Genomic DNA, 17,878 nt, shown 5'->3' on the forward strand with positions numbered 1-17,878 from the left:
TCAACACCGTCACGGGGGACGACCGGATGCCGCACAGGACAACGAGCATCTTCGACCGGCTGCGGGCCTTCGGCGCGCTCTACACGATCAGCGACGCCGACTTCGACGCGTACATGGGTACGTACGACGAGCTGTTCACCGACTCACCGGAGAACACGCTCTCCGACTACAAGAACGGGGTTCCTCTTCGCGGCTACGAGCAGGGCAGCAGCACCGAGCTCGCCGATCTGTACAAGGTGATCAGCCTGCTCTGCACGCTGGGGTCCGTCGAGAAGATGTACATGCCGCCCTGCCTCGATCCGGAGCAGTCGGTTCTGAAGAACCAGGTTCTCTTCGAGGAGTTGGTTGCCCGCCAGCTCGACGTGGGGCCCGGTACGAAAATGCTCGATCTCGGGTGCGGCAACGGATCGATCGCCGAACACATGGTGGAGCTGACCGGATCCACGCTCTACGGCATCAACATCGACGCCACACAGATCGAGAGGGCCCGGGACAATCCCGATCTCGTCGCCGAGAACTTCGCCGTCGGCGATTTCAACGAACCACTCGAGTTCGCGGACGAATCACTCGACGCCGTCTATGCGATCCAACCCATGACGTACGTGACCGACCTCGATTCGACGTCGCGGGAGGTGTTCCGGGTCCTGAAGCCCGGAGGCCGGTTCGTCGTCAACGACGTGGCCGCCCTCGACGCCTACGACCGGGACAACGGACACCACCGCACGCTCGTTCAGCACACCCGCGAGCTCACGGTCTTCGGTGGATTCTGGCACTACCGGTACTGGGAGGACTCCTTCACCGGTGCCGGCTTCGAGCTGATCTCGTCCGAGGGACGCAGCGCCGTGGAGAACATCAGGAAGGAGGTGGCGCTCTACGACCGCTACGAAGCCGTGTTCAAGGCCCTGGCGAAGGTCCGCGTGATCCCGCGGAAGCTCGACGCCATGATCCAGCGGATGCACGAGAACGGCCACTCCTACATCCAGGCCGAGGAGGAGGAGCTCCTCACCCTCAACTGGAACTACGTGCTGGAGAAGCCCCGCTAGCCCTCGTCGCCCGTACTGAGAGCCACCATGGCCTCGTCGAGGACAGCGGGGACGACCGCCAGTTCTGCGCGGAGCCCGGCGTCACGGAGAACCGCGCGGATCCGGCCCTCGTCGTCGGCCGCAACGCGAATTCGCCGACCGGCGAGCATCACGTCGAAACCGGCATCACCGAGCAGCGAGAATGCCTCCGCCCAGGACTCGGCGACCACCTCGACGACCGTACGACCGTCCAGGATCTTCCCCACCGTGCCGGCAGCGGCAACCCGTCCCGACGACATCAACACCAGACGGTCACACTGGTGTGCCTCCTCCATGTAGTGCGTTGTGACGAGGACGCCGACACCACGGTCGGACTCGCCCCGGATCGCGTCCCACAGCCGGGCCCGCGACAGAGGATCGACCCCCGAGGTCGGCTCGTCGAGAACGAGGACGTCGGGACGGAGGCCGAGAGCACTGGCGAACGCCAGTCGACGTTGGTGTCCGAGCCCGATGGATCCGACGAGTTCATCGCCCGCGTCGGTCAGATCGGGCGGCAGTTCGATGGAATCCGGGCTCTGGCCGTATGCGGCAGCATGGAACTCGAGGTTCTCGATCACGGTCATGTCGCGGTAGAGGCCGAGATCCTGCGGGACGTACCCCAGGCGTTGACGGAGCCCACGCGACGGCGTGGCGCCGAACATCGTGACCCAACCCTCGGTCACGTCGAGTAGCCCGAGCATCATGCGGATCAACGTCGTCTTGCCCGCCCCGTTGGCTCCCAACAGGCCGACGATCTCGCCCTCCCCCACCGTCACCGACACGTTGTCAACTGCTGTGAAGCGTCCGAACTGACGGGTGACCTGATGCGCTGCGAGGAGTGGCGCGTGGACAACCATCACGAACCACCGACGCGGTGCTGTGCGACCTGCTTGTCGAGCAAGCGCGCGATGACGACGTCCTCGAACTCGAGTTCGCCGGTTGTCAGGACCGGTCCGTCGCCATCGTCCGCCGGGATCTCGTCGTCGGAGTGCCACTCCCGGACCTCGTCGCCTCGGCGCCACGCACGTGCCGCGCACGTCGCGACCGAAGGTGCCGTGACGTAGCCGGGAGTTGATGCGATCACCTCGTCCCTCGTACCGTCGGCGATGACCAGCCCGCCGTCGAGAACGACGATCCGAGATGCGCGTTCTGCCTCGTCGAGGTAGGTGGTCGCCATCGCGACCGCTGCCCCCGAGGCCGCGGCGTCGGCGATCAGGCGCCACAGCTCCACGCGGCTGACCGGATCGACACCTGTCGACGGCTCATCGAGAACGAGGAGGTCGGGTTCGTGGAGAACGGCCAGGACGAACCCGAGCTTCTGGCGCATTCCACCGGACAGGTCTCCCGCAGGGCGGTGGCTGGCGTCTGTCAGCGCGGCGCGCTCCAGGAGCTCACCGCGACGTCGACGCCGGGAAGCGGTATCCATGGCGTAGGCCTCGACGGCGAAGTCGATGTTCTCGTCGACGGTCAGATCACGCCACGTTCCCGACGTGGACGGCATGTAGCCGATCCGGTTGCGTTCGGGACGCACGACCTCACCTGCCGTCGGGGCGAGTCGACCGACGAGACAGCGGAGGAGCGTGGTCTTGCCGGCACCGTCTCCGCCGACGACCGCCACGATCGAACCACGAGGAACGTCGAGGTGGACCCCGCGCAGCGCCGCGACGTCGCCGAAGTCCATGTCGAGGCCACGGACCCCGAAGCTCATGCCTCGGTGGAGCCCACAGCCGCGTGCCCGGAGAGCTTCGGCGCGAGGTCGCGTCGGAACCGCAGGACTGCACCACCGAAGACCACCGCGGCCATGACGGCCAGCGCGACGTAGGAGATCCACAGCGAGGACAGCCCGGCACCGCGCAGCAGGATCCCCTGGGCGATGTCGATGAAGTACGTCAGGGGGAGCACGTACCCGATCCAGCGCACACTCCACGGCATAGAGCTGAGCGGGAAGATCATCCCCGACAGGAGGATCTGCGGCATCACGACGAACATGGCGGTCTGGATGGCCTGCCCCTGGTTCTGCGAAACGGTCGAGATGAGAACGCCGAGACCCAGGACCACGAAGAGGAACACCGCGGCACCGACGCCGAACAGGATCACAGAGCCGACGAACGGCACGCCGAACAGGAGCGCCCCGAGAACCGTCACCGCGATCATGTCGACGTAGGCCAGGGCGAAGTAGGGAACAACCTTGCCGAGGATCACGTCGCTCGGGCGCAACGGCATCACGGCGAGCTGTTCCAGGGTTCCGTCCTGGCGCTCGCGCACCAGACCGAGGCTCGTCACGATCGTTCCGATGAACGTCATGATGAGGCCGATGAGCGCGGGGACCATCACCCAGGAAGTCTTCAGATCGGGATTGAACAGAACTTCCGTCGTCACGTCGTCGCCCGCCTGCTTGGTGGCCCCCACGGTCGCCTGGGCCGTGAACAGCGAGGAGCCGTCGATGAGCACGACCGGCGCCGCGGAGTCGGAGGTGACGACGGCGGTGTTGGCTTCATTGTCGACGAGGTCGTTCGTGGCGGACCGCTCGTCGCCGTTCTGGTCGACGCGCGTGACGTCGAAGAACGACGGCAGGGCCTCCGCGACCGGCTCGGCGGACGGTCCGACCACCACGGTCGTCACACTGGAGACGCTGAAGTTCGCCGCGTAGCCGAAGATAACCAGCAGCAGCAGCGGGAAGGCGATGAGCATCCCCATCGTGCGCCGGTCGCGCCGCAGTTCACGGAACTCCTTGCGGATCATCGCCAGCACACGGCCACCGTAGAGTGAGTGCCGCGGAAGGTCGCGGACCGGTCGTCACTCCGGCTCCGTGCCCTGTCGCAGCCCATGACTGCAGACGGATTCAGCACCCTCCGGCTAGGTTTCGTGCGATGGGCAGGAGCCGCTTCGCGGGGGAACCGTTCTCCGACGACGACGCCACGATCGCCGCGATGCTCGAGGACGTGAGCATCCCCACACTCATGATGTCGATGATGCACATGAGCGGCGACTACGGCCTCCTCGACGGCGACCTCCGGCCGCAGGGCTCCTTCATCAACGAGATCCAGGGCTTCATGAGCCCGGAAGACCAGGCCGAGGTCCGCGAGGCGGCGCTCCAGGTGATCCGCGAGTACCGCGACGGTGGCTGCGCACCGGTGCCGCCACCCGACCACGGGACGGTCCACCGCATGATGGAGTTCCTCGTCGCCGAGGAGATCCCGGCCGACTACGTACCCCTGATGCTCGAGGAGCTGGAGCTCGACGGCGTCGACGCGCGAGCCCCGCGACGCCTCGAGGCAATCGACACGGCGGCGCGTCAGGACTTCCCGGTCGTCGTGATCGGAGGCGGGATGTCGGGGATCCTTGCTGGGATTCGGCTCGGCCAGGCCGGCGTGCCTTTCACCGTGATCGAGTCGGACGCCGGTCCGGGTGGCACCTGGCGCAAGAACATCTATCCCGGGTGTCGGGTCGACGTCGGCAACCACTTCTACTGCTACTCGTTCGAGCCCAACGAGTGGTCGGAGTTCTTCGCACAGCACGACGAGCTGCGCGAGTACTTCGAGAACTGCGCCGACAAGTACGGCGTTCACGAGAACACCCGCTACTCGTGCAGCGTCACCGCCGCGACCTGGGACGAGTCGACGGCACGGTGGTGCGTGGAGGTGCGAAACGAGTCCGGGGATGTCGAGACGCTGGAGGCGGCGGCGCTCGTCAGCGCCACGGGCCAACTCAACATCCCGAAGCTTCCCGACATCGAAGGTCGCGACTCCTTCGCCGGGGAGTCCATGCACACGGCGCAGTGGGTCGAGGGAACCGAGCTCGCCGGCAAGCGGGTCGCGGTGATCGGAACCGGAGCCAGCGCGTTCCAACTCGTGCCGGCGATCGCTCCCGACACCGCGCACGTCGACGTCTTCCAGCGCTCCGCTCCGTGGATGTTCCCCAGCCCCCACTACCACGACGAAGTCCCGCCCGGAGCCCAATGGGCCCTGCGCCACCTGCCGTTCTACGGACGGTGGTACCGGTTCCTGATCTTCTGGCCGGCCTGCGACGGCGGCTTCGCCGCCATGGAGGTCGACCCCGACTGGCCGTATCCCGAACGCGCCGTGAGCGCCGCCAACGACGCCGTACGCGAGATCTTCGCCGCCCAGATGGTCGCCCAGGTGGGCGACGACTCCGACCTCGCCGAGAAGGTCGTCCCCGACTACGTGTGCATCGGCAAGCGAACCCTCCAGGACAACGGAAGCTGGCTGAGCGCCCTCACCCGCGACGACGTCGAGTTGATCACCGAGCCGATCTCCCGCATCACCCCCCGCGGCGTCATGGACGACACGGGAACGGAGCACGAGGCCGATCTCATCGTCTACGCCACGGGATTCGACGCCAACCGCTACCTCTGGCCGATGGAGATCACCGGACGCGGCGGTGCCGTCCTCGCCGAGCAGTGGGGCGACGAGCCCCGGGCGTACATGGGGATCACCGTGCCCAACTTCCCGAACCTGTTCATCATGTACGGGCCTGGGACGAACCTGGCCAGTGCGGGGAGCATGATCTTCCACGCCGAGTGCCAGATGCACTACATCACGGAGTGCCTGGCGGAGCTGATCGGCGGCGACAACGACGCCATGGAATGTCGCCAGGAGGTCCACGACTTCTACAACGACGCCCTCCAGGCCGAGCTCGCCACCATGGTGTGGTCGCACGACTCCATCCGCTCGAGCTGGTACCAGAACGACTCGGGAGAGATCTACATCCTGAGCCCGTGGCGGCTGCACAAGTACTGGTCGATGACCAAACGCGTCCGACTCGACGACTACACGCTCAGCACTGTGGAGCCGGCGTCCCGGTAGAGAGCCACCCACCGCCTGGCGCTCCGACGTCAGCAGCTTCGTGCGCCCGGAACCGTCCGCGCAATATCCGGCCACCGGGTGGCTCCCGGCATCGCGTCTGTCGGTTCCTCCCGGAGGACGCCCGAAACCGTAGAGTGCGGCCGTGAAGAGGCTGCAGACGCATTCCGACGCCTGGGTCGAGAACGCACCCGAACGCTGTGTCGCCGAACGGGAGATCAACGCGACGCCGACGGCGATCTGGGACGTCCTCGCCGACCACGAGTCGTGGCCCGAGTGGTTCACCGCCGTGAAGGACGTGACCGTCACCGGCGCCGCCTCGGGTGTCGGAGCCCGGCGCCGGGTCCGCATTCCCGGTGTCGAGTTCCACGAGGAGTTCGTGGCGTGGGACGTCGGCAAGCGGTTCGCCTTCACGGTGACCGAGATGTCGGTCGGACTGTTCGAGTCGCTCAACGAACGCGTGACGATCGACACGCTCGACGGTGGACGCTCACGGGTCACCTACACGCAGGCGCTCGAACCCGTCGGCTGGTTCCGGCTGCCGTTCAAGGCCGTGAAGGGCCTCTTCGCCCGAAGTCTCGGCAAGGGCCTCGACAGCCTCGCCCGTCGCGTCGAGTAGTCGGCGACCGCGAGCGCGCCCAGCGCCGTCGAGGACGATCCCCGTGGTCGGTCCGTCGGCAGGACAGCGGGACTACGTCGGGTCGGCCAGTACGCCGCGCCCGACGATGTCGTTGAGGGTCCACAGCGCCGTTTCCAACGGGAGGCCGCTCTGGCCCTCCCGTTCGGCCCGGACCACTGCCCAACCCATCTCGAAGAGCATTGCCGCGGTGGTGGGCGGGTCGAGGTCGGCGCGGATCGTGCCGGCGACCTGGCCCTCGGCGAGGACCTCCGCCAGCAGCGCGCGGATCCGCTCCCGCTGGATTCCGGCGGCCAGCTCCGCCACCCTGCCGGCGACGAGGTCGTCGTGGCCGAACAGCGATGCTCGCAGCAGCTCGTCCTCGCCGTAGTGGCGAACCGTGGCTTCGACCAGTGCCGCCAACCGGTGCGGCACCGTGTCGTGACCGGCCAGCACCGCGGTCGCTTGGGACACGAAACGCTCGAGGGACTCGGTGACCACGGCGAGGTAGAGGTCCTGTTTCGAGTCGAAGTGCAGGTACAGGCTCCCCTTGCCGGTGCCGGCGTCGGCTGTGATGTCGTCGACCGTGGTGCGCCGGTAGCCGAAACGCCGGAACTGCGCTTCGGCCGCGGTGATCAGCCGCCGCCGGGGCTCGGAATCGGTCGCCGTGGGGGTGACAGCCATCGACCGGGCAGTGTAGCCGTGCGACTCTCCTGACCGGACGGATAGCCCGGTCAGGCCACGCAGCCGACCGTCGTGGTCGTCGGGATCCGTTACGAGATAACAATTCCATTCGACTTGACGAGAGCTGACTGAACTTCTAGTTTGGTCAGTCATCATGTACCCGAGGCAGCCGTCGGCTCATCTCACCCCCGAGCACGAGCAGTTCCGGACCAGCGTCGGGGCGTTCGTGAACCGGGAGATCCGGCCGAACGCCACAGCCTGGGAAGCCGCGGGAGAGGTGCCCCGTGAGCTGTACGTCTCGGCCGCCGACGCGGGGTTCCTGGGCCTGCGCTACGAGCCCCGCTTCGGCGGGTCGGGCGAGGACTTCCTGGCGACGGTGGTGCTCTGCGAGGAGCTCGCCAAGGGCGACTCGGTCGGCACCGCCGTGGCGCTGATGGCCCAGTCGGAGTTCGCTCTCTCCGTCCTGGCCGACGAAGCCTCCGACGACCTCAAGGAGACCTGGATGACACCGGCGATCCGCGGCGAGCTGATCGGTGCCATCGGTGTCTCCGAGCCCGGTGCGGGATCCGATGTGGCGGCCATCACCACCCGGGCGGTGCGCGACGGCGACGAGTACGTCATCTCCGGGCAGAAGACCTTCATCTCCAACGGCACGCGCGCCGACTTCATCACGCTGGCGGTCCGCACCGGCGAGACGGGCGCCCACGGGATCTCGCTGGTCGTCTTTCCCACTGCCACGCCGGGCTTCGAGGTCGGGCGCCGCCTCGACAAGCTGGGTGCCCGGGCGTCCGACACCGGCGAGCTGTTCTTCGACGGCTGCCGGATCCCCGCCTCGAACCTGGTCGGCGAGGAGGGCCGCGGGATCCACTACATCCTCTCGCACTTCGCCGGTGAGCGGCTCGTGATCGCCGCGTTGGCGGTCGGCATCATGGAACACCTCATCGAGTTGGGCCTCGACTACGCCCGGGACCGGCAGGTCTTCGGGAAGTCGCTCACAGGGTTCCAGACCTGGCGGCACCGCTTCGCCGAGATGGCCACCCGCCTCGAGTCATCCCGCCAGCTCACCTACCACGCCGCCGACCTGTTGAGCCGGCAGGATCCGTCAGGGGAGATGGCGGTGTCGATGGCGAAGCTGGCTGCGGCGGACCACGTCCAGTTCGTGGCCCGCGAGATCATGCAGCTGCACGGAGGGTTCGGCCAGATGGAGGACTCACCGATCCCCCGCTACTACCGCGACGTGGCGGGGTTCTCCGTCGGGGCGGGCACCTCCGAGATCATGCGGGAGATCATCTCGCGACAACTCACCGCACCATGAGCGACATGGGGGAGAGGCCATGAGTGAACGTGTCGGGGCGGTCGACGCCTGGATGACGATCGTGCCGCCGGGCACCGCGGACCGCTGGCCCGAACCGTTCTGGCACATCTTTCGCAAGTACGGCGTCGAGGAGCGGTTCCGGGCCGGTTTCACGCTGGATCAGGTGCTCTCGGAGATGGACGCCGCCGGCGTGGAGCTCGGCGTGGCGTCGTCGTTCAAGTTCCTGGACACCTGGGTGGTCGACAACGACGAGACGGCCGGGTTCGTGGCCGAGGCGCCCGAGCGGCTCATCGGCAGCTTCACGGTCGACATACGCGACCCCATGCCCGCCATGGCGGAGTTCCGCCGCTGTATCGAAGAGCTCGGCATGCGTGTGTTCCGCCTCGAGCCCTACCAGTACGGCGACGGCCGCACGACGGCGCCGCCCCCGACGGATCGCATGTACTGGCCGTTCTACGTGGCGTGCTGCGAGTACGACATCCCCGTGGCGCTTCAGGTCGGCCACACCGGTCCGCTGCTGCCCTCAGAATGCGGCCGGCCGATCTACCTGGACGAGGTCGCGCTCACCTTCCCCGATCTCCGGATCCTGGGCACCCATGTCGGCGACCCGTGGGCGGAGGAGATGATGATCCTGGCCTGGAAGCATCCCAACGTCTACCTCGAAACCTCGGCCCGCCCCGCCCGACGCTGGTCGGAGGAGCTGTGCGCCTTCGCCGGTGGGTACGGACAGGACAAGGTCGTGTGGGCCACCGACTACCCACTGCTGCCCTTCGACCGGACCGTGCAGGACGTCTACGACCGCGGGTTCTCGCCCGAGGCCACGGCCAAGGTGCTGCGGGGCAACGCCCTGCGGGTGCTGGGGCTCGACACGTGACCGTGTCCCGGCCCGCCGGAGCGGTCACGCGGGTCGTCGGCACCGACGACTCCGGCGACCGGCGGGGACCACACGCGGAGGAAGGCTGATGGACATCTACCTGACCGACGAACAGCTGGCTCTGCGCGCCGAGGTGCGGACCTACCTCGACGAGGTCTGGCCACCCACGCGCGTGGCGGCGATGGAGCGCAACGAGGAGTACCCCGACGACTTCTACCGGGACTGCGCCCGGAACGGCTGGACCGCCATCCCGGTTCCACCGGAGTTCGGCGGCCGCGGGGGCAGTGTCGTCGACCTGTGCGTGTTCGTCGAAGAAGTCGGAAAGACCTCCATCTCCCTCGCGACGCTCTACATCACCGGCACCATCTTCGGCTCCCACGCCCTCGAGATCTGCGGCTCCGACGAGCAGCGTGCGCACTACCTGCCGGCCGTGGTGAGCGGCGACGCGCGTTTCGCGCTCGCCATGTCCGAACCCGGCGCCGGCTCGGACTTCGCGGCCATGACCACCCGGGCCACCCGGCTCGAGGGAGGTCGTTGGTGCCTGGACGGCCTCAAGGGACCCATCAGCGGAGCGGAACGGGCCGAGGTCATCATCTGCGCAGCCCGCACCTCCACCGACCCCGACTCACGCCGGCGGGGTATCAGCCTGTTTCTCCTCGACGGCGACACACCGGGCGTGAGCTTCCGGCGCTGCCAGTTCCCCGCCATGCGGGGCCTCATGGTCGACGACGTCATCCTCGACGGCGTCGAAGTCGACGGCGACGCGATGCTGGGCGCCGAGGGCGACGGCTGGATCAACCTCGCCCGGCTCATGGACCCCGAGCGTCTCGCCAACGCCGCCCAGGCCGTCGGGGTCGCCCAGGCCGCGGTCGACCTGGCGGTCGCCCATGCGACCGAGCGCGAGCAGTACGGCGGACCGATAGGCCGGTTCCAGGCGGTGTCACATCCCCTCGCCGAGTCCTACGCCGAGATCGCCGCGGCCCGGTTGCTCGTCTACGCCGCAGCCGCCAAGCGCGACCTCGAGGGCCCCTGTCCCTTCGAGGTGTCGATGGCCAAGACCTTCGCCAACAACGTGGCCATGCGTGCCGCCGACCGGGCGCTACAGACCGGCGGCGCGCACGGATACGCAGCCGAGTCGCCGTTCATGCGCCGATTCCTCGAAGCCCGCGGTTGCGAACTGGGCGGAGGCACCAGCCAGATCCAGCGCAACATCATCGCCCACCACCTCGGACTGCGATGAACCCGGTTCTCGACACCGGCCGGCTCATGCTCCCGGAGTGGGCCCGATGAGAGCCCTGGTCTTTCGCGAACGCGGTGTCCTGGAGCTCACCGAGCTCCCCGACCCGGCGCCCGGCCCGGGTGAGGTGGTCGTCGAGGTGGTCGCCGTCGGCGTGTGCGGCACCGACCACCACCTCGTGGCCGGCGAGCTCGGAGTCGCCGACGGCACCATCCCGGGCCACGAGACCGCCGGACGTATCGCCGCGGTCGGCGCCGGCACCACCGGCTGGGCGGAAGGCGATCCCGTCGTCTGCTACGGCCAGGTGGTCTGCGGCGCCTGTCGCGCCTGCGAATCCGGGCACGAGAACCGCTGCGTTCGGCCCCAGGGTTTCGGCATGGTGCGTCCCGGCGGTTTCGCCGAGTACGTCGCCGTTCCCGCGTCGTGTCTCGTCGCGCTGCCCGACACGGTGGATTTCGGGATCGGTGCGATCGCGACCGACGCCGTCGCCACCCCCTACCACGCCCTCACCGCGGTCGGTCACCTCGAGCCCGGGGAAACCGTCGGCATCATCGGTGCCGGAGGCCTGGGACTCCACGCCGTCGCCCTTGCACGACTGCTGGGGGTTGCCCGTGTCGTCGCTGTCGACCCCTCCGCCGAGGCCCGGAACCTCGCCCTGGCCATGGGCGCCGACGACGTCGTCGACCCGGCGGCCCACGACCGACCCGGGCGCGCCGTACGCGAGCTCGTCGGTGGTATCGACGCCGCGTTCGAGTTCGTCGGTCGAGCCGACTCCGTGGAGATGGGTCTCGAGGCTCTCGCCCCCGGCGGCCGTCTCGTCGTGGTCGGTGTCGGCCACGACCGTCCCCGCCTGCCGCCCATCATCCGTTTCGTCGGTATGGAACTCGTGACGGCCGGATCCTTCGGATCCACCCTCGACGACATCGCCACCGTCGTCGGGCTGATCGGCGAGGGACGACTCGACACGTCCCGGTCGATCTCGCGCCGTGTCGGCCTCGACGAGGTTCCCGAGCTGTTCGAAGGTCCCGCTGGTCCGGCCCGCACCGTCATCGAGCCCGGGCGGGCACAACACAACGCCGCAGGAGGCAACCATGCCTGAAACCGACGTACTCGTCGAGGTCGCCGACCAGGTGGCCACGGTCACCCTCAACCGCCCCGACCGGCTCAACACGCTCGCGATCGACACGGTCGACCGACTCGTCGACGCCCTCGCCGAAGCCGACGCGTCGCCTGCCCGGGTCGTCGTGCTGGCGGGGGCGGGAAAGGCGTTCTGCGCAGGCGCGGACCAGGCCGAGATGGTTCCTCGCGACGCCGCCGAATGGGAACGGATCGTCCGCCACTACCTGGACCCGATCCGGGCCATCGTCGAGATGGACAAACCGGTGATCGCCGCACTCCACGGCGCCACCGTCGGCGGCGGCCTCGGCCTGGCCATGGCCTCCGACATCCGTATCGCCGCGTCCGGCATCCGTCTCGGCGCACCCTTCACCCCCATCGGCCTCGCGGGGTGCGACATGTCCGCGGGCTGGTTCCTGCCCCGCCTCGTCGGGCTCGGCACCGCCACCGAACTGATGCTGACCGGTCGCCTCGTCGACGCAGACGAAGCACGCGCCATCGGACTGGTCCACGAGGTCTGCGACCCCGACGAGTTCGCCGAGACCGTGGCGGAGTGGGCCGCCCGGTTCGCGGCCGGTCCCCCGGGCGCGTACCGGTGGACGAGACGGGCCATCCACCGGTCCGTGAGCACCGACATGGACGGCGAGTTCGAGTTCGAGATCCTCGCCCAGGTCCAGTGCCTCCAGACCGCCGATCACGCCGAGGGTGTCGCCGCGTTCAGGGAGAAGCGGGCGCCGGAGTTCACCGGTGATTGAGCTCACCGGGCCCCAGGAGAACTTCCGCAACGAGGTCGCCCGGTTCGCCACCGAGGAGATCGCGCCTCACGCCACCGCGTGGGACACCGACGACCGCTACCCCGTCGAACTGTTCGCCCACCTCGGTGAGTTGGGCTGGCTCGGCGTCGGTTTCGACGAGACGGTGGGAGGCTCGGGCGGTGAAGCGGTCGAGCGGTGCCTGCTGATCGAGGAGCTGGCCCGAGCCTCGGCCGGCGTTGCGCTGGGCATCTACGTACACACCGCACTCGCTGCCGGTGCGCTCGCGGAGATCGCCGCGCAGGACCTGCGCGACCGGTTCCTCCCGGACCTGCTGGCCGGCCACCTCACCGGCGCCTGGGCCTACGCAGAGCCCGACGCCGGCGCCGACGTCACCCGCGCCCGCCTCACGGCCCGTCGCGACGGCGACCGCTACACCCTCGACGGCTCGAAGATGTACATCACCAACGGCACCTTCGCCGATGTGATCCTGGTCGTTGTCCGCACCGGCCTCGAACCCGGCCGGCTCCGGGGCCTCTCGGTGCTCGCCGTGGACGGCGACACACCCGGCCTCACGCGAACGCCGATGGCCAAGGTCGGCATGCGGCCGTCCGAGCTGGCCGAGCTCCACTTCGACGGAGTGGAAGTGCCCACGGACCGGCTCGTCGGCGACGAGGAAACCGGGTTTCGCCAGTGCCTCGCCGTGCTGTCGAAAGGCAGGATCTTCGGTGGCGCCCTCGCCGTCGGTCTCGCCGGCGCCGCTCTCGACGCCTCTGCGAGCCACGTCGTCGGCCGGGAGCAGTTCGGCGGTCCGCTCGCCGAGCTGCAGGCGGTGCGCTTCACCCTCGCCGACATGACCGCCCGTCTGCGCGCCGCCCGCACGCTCGTCTACGGCAGTGCGGCTGCGATGGCCGCCGACCGGGACTTCGACACCGACGCCTCGATCGCCAAGCTCACGGCCTCGGAAACAGCAACGTACGTCTGCGAGCGGGCCATGCATCTCCACGGTGCGCAGGGGTTCATGTCCGACAGCCCCGTGCAGCGCTACTACCGCGACTGCAAGATCCTCGAGTACGGGGAAGGCGCCAACGAGGTGCAACGCGAGATGATCGCCAAGGCCCTCGTGCTCGGGTACCGCCCGTGACCCGTCGGGTCCTCCGACCCTATCCCGCCGGGCGGTCGTGGTCGTAGTGTCCGAGATGAATCGGAAGGTCCCGCGAAGTCGGGGCACGACGAACAGGGGGTCCCCATGGCCGCTACCACGAAACAGGCAATGGCAGGGTTCATCGTCGGTGCGGTCGGAATCGTGGCCGCCGCCGGGATGGGTGTCGCCCTGGCGGCCGACAGTGGCGACAACGGTGGGGGTGCGTACCAGGCGACGGACGCCGGCTTCATCGAGGAGCCTTCCGGTGAGATCGGGCCCGACGCCTTCACTCCTCCCGTCGACACCGACGACGACAGGATCTGCGACAAGGACAAGTTCGTCGAAGAGCTCCAGAACCGACCCGAGGCAATGCACGCGTGGGCAGCGGTCCTCGACATCCCCGAGGAATCGGTTCCCGCCTACGTCGAGACTCTCGAGCCCACGGTGCTCGAGAACGACACGATGGTCACGAACCACGGCCTCCACGACGGCGTCGCCTACGCCCGTCCGTCGATGCTCGAGAAGGGAACCGCCGTCCTCATGTCCGGTCCGCCACCCCAGGAACTGGACGGCGAGCCGAACGCGCCGTCCACCGAGGTCACCGAACCGCCGACCGAGGAGACCGCCCCGTCGACGACCGCAGCCGAACCGCAGACACCGGTGACGCGCTGCAAGTGCGGCAATCCACTTCTGCCGGCCTACTACCCCAGCACGCCGCAGGAGCCGACCACGACGACGACCACGACAACGACAGAACCGACCGGGCCCGGGAGTCAGGTCACGACCCCGACGCAGCCGGGCACGCCGACAGAACCGAGCGAACCCGTCACACCGAGCGAGCCGAGCGAACCCGTCACACCGAGCGAACCCGTCACACCGGGCGAGCCGAGCGGCCCGCCGCCCGACAGCTCGAACGGCACCGATCCGAACGACGGCAACATCCTCTGAGGGGTCGGGAGATCGCCGTGTCGTCGACGTTGTCGTTGGCAGCCACACCACGGTGGGCGGGCGCGCCCGGGCGCATGGAGGTCTGGTACGCGACCGTCACCGAGCCCGTCACCGGCGCCGGCCTGTGGGTGCACTACGAGACGATCGCGCCCTGCGACGATCGCGGCGGCGAACCGTACGGACACGGCTGGGTGAGCGTGTTCCCTGTCGACGATCCGCCGGTGACCGCACGCTTCGGTCCTTCGCCGACGAAGCCCCCCGGAGCCGACGGCCCCTGGTTCGCCACCGATGACGCCTGCGCCGAGGCCAACCACTGGACGGGTACCGCCGGTGCGGTTTCGTGGGAGCTGAACTGGCAGGACACGTCGGAGCCGCTGTGGACGTTCCCGAAGGTCGCGTGGTCACGGGAACTCCTGCCCGGCGCCCAGACCGTCGTGGCACCGAGCGCGACGTTCACCGGTGCGATCGACGTCGCGGGCACCGTCCATCGTTTCGACGGTGGCCGGGGCGCCGTGGCGCACATCTACAGCCACGGCAGCGCCAAGCGCTGGGTGTGGCTGCACGCCGACCTCGGCTACGACGATGTGCTCGAGATCGTGAGCGCGGTCTCCCAGTCGCCCGTCCTGAACCGGCTTCCGGCCATGGCGTTCCTTCGGCTGCGCGTCGACGGTGAGGACTGGCCGTCGGGCCCGTGGCCGGCGCTACGGACAACGACCGAGATCGCGCTGCCCCGCTGGAGCCTGGCGGGTCGAATCGGCCGGCGACGCATCCGCGTCACGGTGGACCAGCCGGACGACCGCTGTGTCGCGCTCGAGTACGTCGATCCCGACGGCGAGAAGGCGGTGTGCACCAACACCGAACGAGCCAACGTCGAGATCCTCATCGACAGGCGTGAGCGCAGCGGATGGGTGACCGAACGGGAGTGGTCGCTGCGCGGCACCGGTCACGCCGAGGTCGGCCTGCGCGCACCCCACGCACCTCCGGTCAACGAGAGGACCCGGCAATGAGCTTCCTGTTGGATCCACCGATGCTCGTTGCGTCGGGCGTACTGATCGAACGGGTGCTACCCGAGGAGAAGCGTGACCTGGCGGAGGCGGCGACGATGGGAACCTTCATCGGGATCTCCGTCGCCCTCTACCTCGAGGCACCGGGCCTGGGGCTGTTCTGGAAGCCGTTCGGCTCGAGCAACGGCCGCGACTTCATGGTCAACAGCGGGGTGTTCAGCGTGAACACCGACGAGGCCGGATGGAAGACCGATGTCGTCTCGGCTGCGATCTACGCCACCTACCCGCTGTTCCTGAAGCTCGGCCGACACATCGGGCGCCGCGGCACGGTCCGCGCGGTCGGGCCGCCAGCTTCCGGCGTCGACACCACACCGGGTCCTGTGAGCGTGACACCGGCACGCAACTGATGGTCACCCGCCCGGCGCGACGCAGCACCGAGGCGGTCTGCTCCGCGCTGTTGCCGCCCGAGGCCGGCGGACCGGTGCCCTTCGAGGTCGCCGACGATCTCGACCGCTACCTCGCGCAACTGCCACTGGGCATCGCCACGGGTATCCGTGCCGGCTTCGTCGGAATCGCCGGTGCAGCACGCGCCCTGACCCGTCGATCGCTTGTCGACCTCGATGTCGACGCTCGGACGCGCGTCCTCGAGCGCATCGCCGGGGTACGGCCCGAGCTCGCCATGGCCCTCGACAGCCTGAAGGCCGTCGTTCTCCTCTCCCACGGCGCCGGCGCCAACGCCGATGAGATGCACCGACGTGCCGTGCGGCTCCCCGTGGCCCGACCCGACGCGGAGATGACCATCACGTCCTCACTCGACGAGATGAGCGTGGTGCGCTGCGACGCGGTCGTTGTCGGATCCGGAGCAGGCGGCGCGTTCGCGGCCCGTAGCCTGGCGCGCGCCGGGCTCGAGGTGGTGATCCTCGAAGAAGGCCGCCGCTTCAGGGTTGCCGAGTTCCGTGACGGCCACCCCGTCGACCGCTTCGCCGGTCTGTACCGTGACGGCGGCACAACCGTCGCTCTCGGACGACCGCCGGTCGTACTCCCGATCGGCCGGGCAGTCGGCGGCACGACCGTGGTCAACTCGGGCACCTGCTATCGACCACCCGTCCGTGTCCAGCAGCGGTGGCGGGACGACTTCGGGCTCGCGATGGCCGACCCCGACGCGTTCGCCCCGTATCTCGACGACGTGGAGGAGACACTGCGCGTGGGTCCGGTCCCGCCACCGGTCATGGGAAGAAACGGCGAGCTTCTGCTCACCGGCGCGGCCGGGAAGGGCTGGAGCTCACACCCGATCACACGCAATGCCCCCGACTGCGTCGGCTCGTGCCAGTGCAGCATCGGCTGTCCGCGCAATGCCAAGTTCGGCGTACACCTCAACGCTCTTCCACAGGCCTGCGACGCCGGAGCGAGAATCATCTCCCATGCCCGCGTCGCCAGGGTGCTGCACGGTGACGGGCGGGCCACCGGCGTGGCAGTCAGGCGTCCCGACGGCTCGGCGCTCGAGGTGCACGCCGACACCGTCGTGGTCGCGGCGGGTGCTGCGGAGACCCCGGCGCTGCTGTGGCGCAGCTCACTGGGCAACCATCCCCGCATCGGGAGGAACCTGAGCCTGCATCCCGCGCTCGGCCTGGCCGGACGTTTCCCCGAGCCGGTGGTGGCCTGGGAGGGCGTGCTCCAGAGCGCGGCGGTCGACGAGCTGCAGCGCGAGCACGGCATCCTCATCGAGGCGACGGCCACACCGCCGGGCATGGGGTCGATGGTGCTCCCGGGCTACGGGCCCGAGCTCGTTCGCCGACTGGCCGACGCCGACCACGTCGGGGTGTTCGGGGCCATGATCGCCGACGAGCCGTCGGGTCGGGTCCTGGGTCGACGGCTCGGTCGGCGGCTGCGTAGACCCGTGCTGCGCTACGACCTCAGCCGGCGTGACGCCGACCGGCTCGTGCAGGCGATGGGGGCCATGGGCCGTCTCATGTTCGCTGCGGGCGCCGAGAGCGTGTTCACGGCTCTTCCGAACGCAGCGTCGGTGCGCACCATCGCCGAACTCGACGACGCACTCGCGTCGGTCGACCCGCTGCACCTGCATGTGGCCGCGTTCCACCCGACCGGCACCGCAGGCGCCGGCTCCGACGACCAACGGTCGCCGGTCGACGAGACCGGTCGGCTCCGCGGTACCGACGGTGTGTGGGTGGCCGACGCCACGGTCCTGCCGAGCTGTCCCGAGGTGAACCCGCAGGTGTCGATCATGGCCCTCGCGCTGGCCATCGCCGATGAGATCGTGACCGAGGGATAAGAGGAGTAGGAGAG

General features: G+C 68.9%; 16 protein-coding genes and 1 pseudogene. 13 read left to right on the forward strand and 4 right to left on the reverse strand.

Annotated features, from left to right (window positions below; translation table 11 throughout):
- The first annotated feature begins 26 nt into the window (after window positions 1–26).
- Complete coding sequence (locus R3A49_07180) at window positions 27–1,043, forward strand: methyltransferase domain-containing protein (GenBank protein MEZ5170514.1); 1,017 nt, start codon at window positions 27–29, stop codon at window positions 1,041–1,043.
- Here the strand turns inward: R3A49_07180 and R3A49_07185 are convergent.
- The 3 genes from R3A49_07185 to R3A49_07195 are packed head-to-tail and all read right to left on the reverse strand — an operon-like array spanning window position 1,040 to window position 3,812.
- Window positions 1,040–1,918, reverse strand: a complete 879-nt coding sequence (locus R3A49_07185; protein ID MEZ5170515.1) for an ABC transporter ATP-binding protein — start codon at window positions 1,916–1,918, stop codon at window positions 1,040–1,042. The genes R3A49_07180 and R3A49_07185 overlap by 4 nt on opposite strands.
- Window positions 1,918–2,769, reverse strand: a complete 852-nt coding sequence (locus tag R3A49_07190; GenBank protein ID MEZ5170516.1) for an ABC transporter ATP-binding protein — start codon at window positions 2,767–2,769, stop codon at window positions 1,918–1,920. The genes R3A49_07185 and R3A49_07190 overlap by 1 nt, the downstream gene beginning before the upstream one ends.
- The gene (locus tag R3A49_07195; GenBank protein ID MEZ5170517.1) at window positions 2,766–3,812 is read right to left on the reverse strand and encodes an ABC transporter permease; all 1,047 of its coding nucleotides are present in this window, start codon (window positions 3,810–3,812) and stop codon (window positions 2,766–2,768) included. Before R3A49_07195 ends, R3A49_07190 begins: the two co-directional genes overlap by 4 nt.
- A gap of 119 nt (window positions 3,813–3,931) precedes the next feature.
- Between R3A49_07195 and R3A49_07200 the strand changes: the two genes are divergently transcribed.
- Both R3A49_07200 and R3A49_07205 read left to right on the forward strand, forming a co-directional pair.
- The gene (locus tag R3A49_07200; GenBank protein ID MEZ5170518.1) at window positions 3,932–5,887 is read left to right on the forward strand and encodes an NAD(P)/FAD-dependent oxidoreductase; all 1,956 of its coding nucleotides are present in this window, start codon (window positions 3,932–3,934) and stop codon (window positions 5,885–5,887) included.
- A 142-nt stretch (window positions 5,888–6,029) separates the two neighbouring features.
- Window positions 6,030–6,503, forward strand: a complete 474-nt coding sequence (locus tag R3A49_07205) for an SRPBCC family protein (GenBank protein MEZ5170519.1) — start codon at window positions 6,030–6,032, stop codon at window positions 6,501–6,503.
- Window positions 6,504–6,575: 72 nt separating this feature from the next.
- Here R3A49_07205 and R3A49_07210 read toward each other — a convergent pair whose 3' ends face one another.
- Window positions 6,576–7,184, reverse strand: a complete 609-nt coding sequence (locus tag R3A49_07210) for a TetR/AcrR family transcriptional regulator (protein ID MEZ5170520.1) — start codon at window positions 7,182–7,184, stop codon at window positions 6,576–6,578.
- A 154-nt stretch (window positions 7,185–7,338) separates the two neighbouring features.
- Here R3A49_07210 and R3A49_07215 point away from each other — a divergent pair, with 154 nt between their 5' ends.
- The 10 genes and pseudogenes from R3A49_07215 (at window position 7,339) to R3A49_07260 (ending at window position 17,864) form a co-directional block, all read left to right on the forward strand.
- Window positions 7,339–8,499 carry an acyl-CoA dehydrogenase family protein gene (locus tag R3A49_07215; protein ID MEZ5170521.1) on the forward strand — a complete coding sequence of 387 codons (1,161 nt, stop codon included), beginning with the start codon at window positions 7,339–7,341 and terminating at the stop codon, window positions 8,497–8,499.
- Window positions 8,500–8,518: 19 nt separating this feature from the next.
- Window positions 8,519–9,373 carry an amidohydrolase family protein gene (locus R3A49_07220; GenBank protein MEZ5170522.1) on the forward strand — a complete coding sequence of 285 codons (855 nt, stop codon included), beginning with the start codon at window positions 8,519–8,521 and terminating at the stop codon, window positions 9,371–9,373.
- Between the two features lie 88 nt (window positions 9,374–9,461).
- Window positions 9,462–10,613: an acyl-CoA dehydrogenase family protein gene (locus tag R3A49_07225; protein MEZ5170523.1), complete on the forward strand. Its 1,152-nt coding sequence runs from the start codon at window positions 9,462–9,464 to the stop codon at window positions 10,611–10,613.
- A gap of 46 nt (window positions 10,614–10,659) precedes the next feature.
- Window positions 10,660–11,709 (forward strand): alcohol dehydrogenase catalytic domain-containing protein, encoded by a 1,050-nt coding sequence (locus R3A49_07230; protein ID MEZ5170524.1) that lies wholly within the window; start codon window positions 10,660–10,662, stop codon window positions 11,707–11,709.
- The gene (locus tag R3A49_07235; protein ID MEZ5170525.1) at window positions 11,702–12,481 is read left to right on the forward strand and encodes an enoyl-CoA hydratase-related protein; all 780 of its coding nucleotides are present in this window, start codon (window positions 11,702–11,704) and stop codon (window positions 12,479–12,481) included. The genes R3A49_07230 and R3A49_07235 overlap by 8 nt, the downstream gene beginning before the upstream one ends.
- Window positions 12,474–13,622, forward strand: coding sequence for an acyl-CoA dehydrogenase family protein (locus R3A49_07240; GenBank protein MEZ5170526.1), 1,149 nt, complete (start codon window positions 12,474–12,476; stop codon window positions 13,620–13,622). Before R3A49_07235 ends, R3A49_07240 begins: the two co-directional genes overlap by 8 nt.
- 105 nt (window positions 13,623–13,727) lie before the next feature.
- Entirely contained in the window at window positions 13,728–14,570 is an 843-nt protein-coding gene (locus R3A49_07245) for a DUF6777 domain-containing protein (protein MEZ5170527.1), read from the forward strand.
- Window positions 14,571–14,644: 74 nt separating this feature from the next.
- On the forward strand, window positions 14,645–15,577 hold the full coding sequence (locus tag R3A49_07250) for a hypothetical protein (GenBank protein ID MEZ5170528.1): 933 nt from the start codon (window positions 14,645–14,647) through the stop codon (window positions 15,575–15,577).
- Window positions 15,574–15,897, forward strand: a pseudogene (locus tag R3A49_07255) (hypothetical protein). The gene R3A49_07250 and the pseudogene R3A49_07255 overlap by 4 nt, the downstream one beginning before the upstream one ends.
- Before the next feature lie 83 nt (window positions 15,898–15,980).
- Complete coding sequence (locus tag R3A49_07260) at window positions 15,981–17,864, forward strand: GMC family oxidoreductase (GenBank protein MEZ5170529.1); 1,884 nt, start codon at window positions 15,981–15,983, stop codon at window positions 17,862–17,864.
- The last annotated feature ends 14 nt before the right edge of the window (window positions 17,865–17,878 follow it).

This window comes from Acidimicrobiia bacterium (genome assembly GCA_041394025.1).
Taxonomy (GTDB): domain Bacteria; phylum Actinomycetota; class Acidimicrobiia; order IMCC26256; family JAOSJL01; genus JAOSJL01.

Excerpts from the sequence above, each read along its gene's own strand:
- R3A49_07210 (MEZ5170520.1), bottom strand. The coding sequence starts at position 7,184 with ATGGCTGTCACCCCCACGGCGACCGATTCCGAGCCCCGGCGGCGGCTG.
- R3A49_07235 (MEZ5170525.1), top strand. The coding sequence starts at position 11,702 with ATGCCTGAAACCGACGTACTCGTCGAGGTCGCCGACCAGGTGGCCACG.
- R3A49_07225 (MEZ5170523.1), top strand. The coding sequence starts at position 9,462 with ATGGACATCTACCTGACCGACGAACAGCTGGCTCTGCGCGCCGAGGTG.
- R3A49_07180 (MEZ5170514.1), top strand. The coding sequence starts at position 27 with ATGCCGCACAGGACAACGAGCATCTTCGACCGGCTGCGGGCCTTCGGC.
- R3A49_07260 (MEZ5170529.1), top strand. The coding sequence starts at position 15,981 with ATGGTCACCCGCCCGGCGCGACGCAGCACCGAGGCGGTCTGCTCCGCG.
- R3A49_07190 (MEZ5170516.1), bottom strand. The coding sequence starts at position 2,769 with ATGAGCTTCGGGGTCCGTGGCCTCGACATGGACTTCGGCGACGTCGCG.
- R3A49_07215 (MEZ5170521.1), top strand. The coding sequence starts at position 7,339 with ATGTACCCGAGGCAGCCGTCGGCTCATCTCACCCCCGAGCACGAGCAG.
- R3A49_07230 (MEZ5170524.1), top strand. The coding sequence starts at position 10,660 with ATGAGAGCCCTGGTCTTTCGCGAACGCGGTGTCCTGGAGCTCACCGAG.
- R3A49_07200 (MEZ5170518.1), top strand. The coding sequence starts at position 3,932 with ATGGGCAGGAGCCGCTTCGCGGGGGAACCGTTCTCCGACGACGACGCC.
- R3A49_07245 (MEZ5170527.1), top strand. The coding sequence starts at position 13,728 with ATGGCCGCTACCACGAAACAGGCAATGGCAGGGTTCATCGTCGGTGCG.
- R3A49_07250 (MEZ5170528.1), top strand. The coding sequence starts at position 14,645 with ATGGAGGTCTGGTACGCGACCGTCACCGAGCCCGTCACCGGCGCCGGC.
- R3A49_07220 (MEZ5170522.1), top strand. The coding sequence starts at position 8,519 with ATGAGTGAACGTGTCGGGGCGGTCGACGCCTGGATGACGATCGTGCCG.
- R3A49_07185 (MEZ5170515.1), bottom strand. The coding sequence starts at position 1,918 with ATGGTTGTCCACGCGCCACTCCTCGCAGCGCATCAGGTCACCCGTCAG.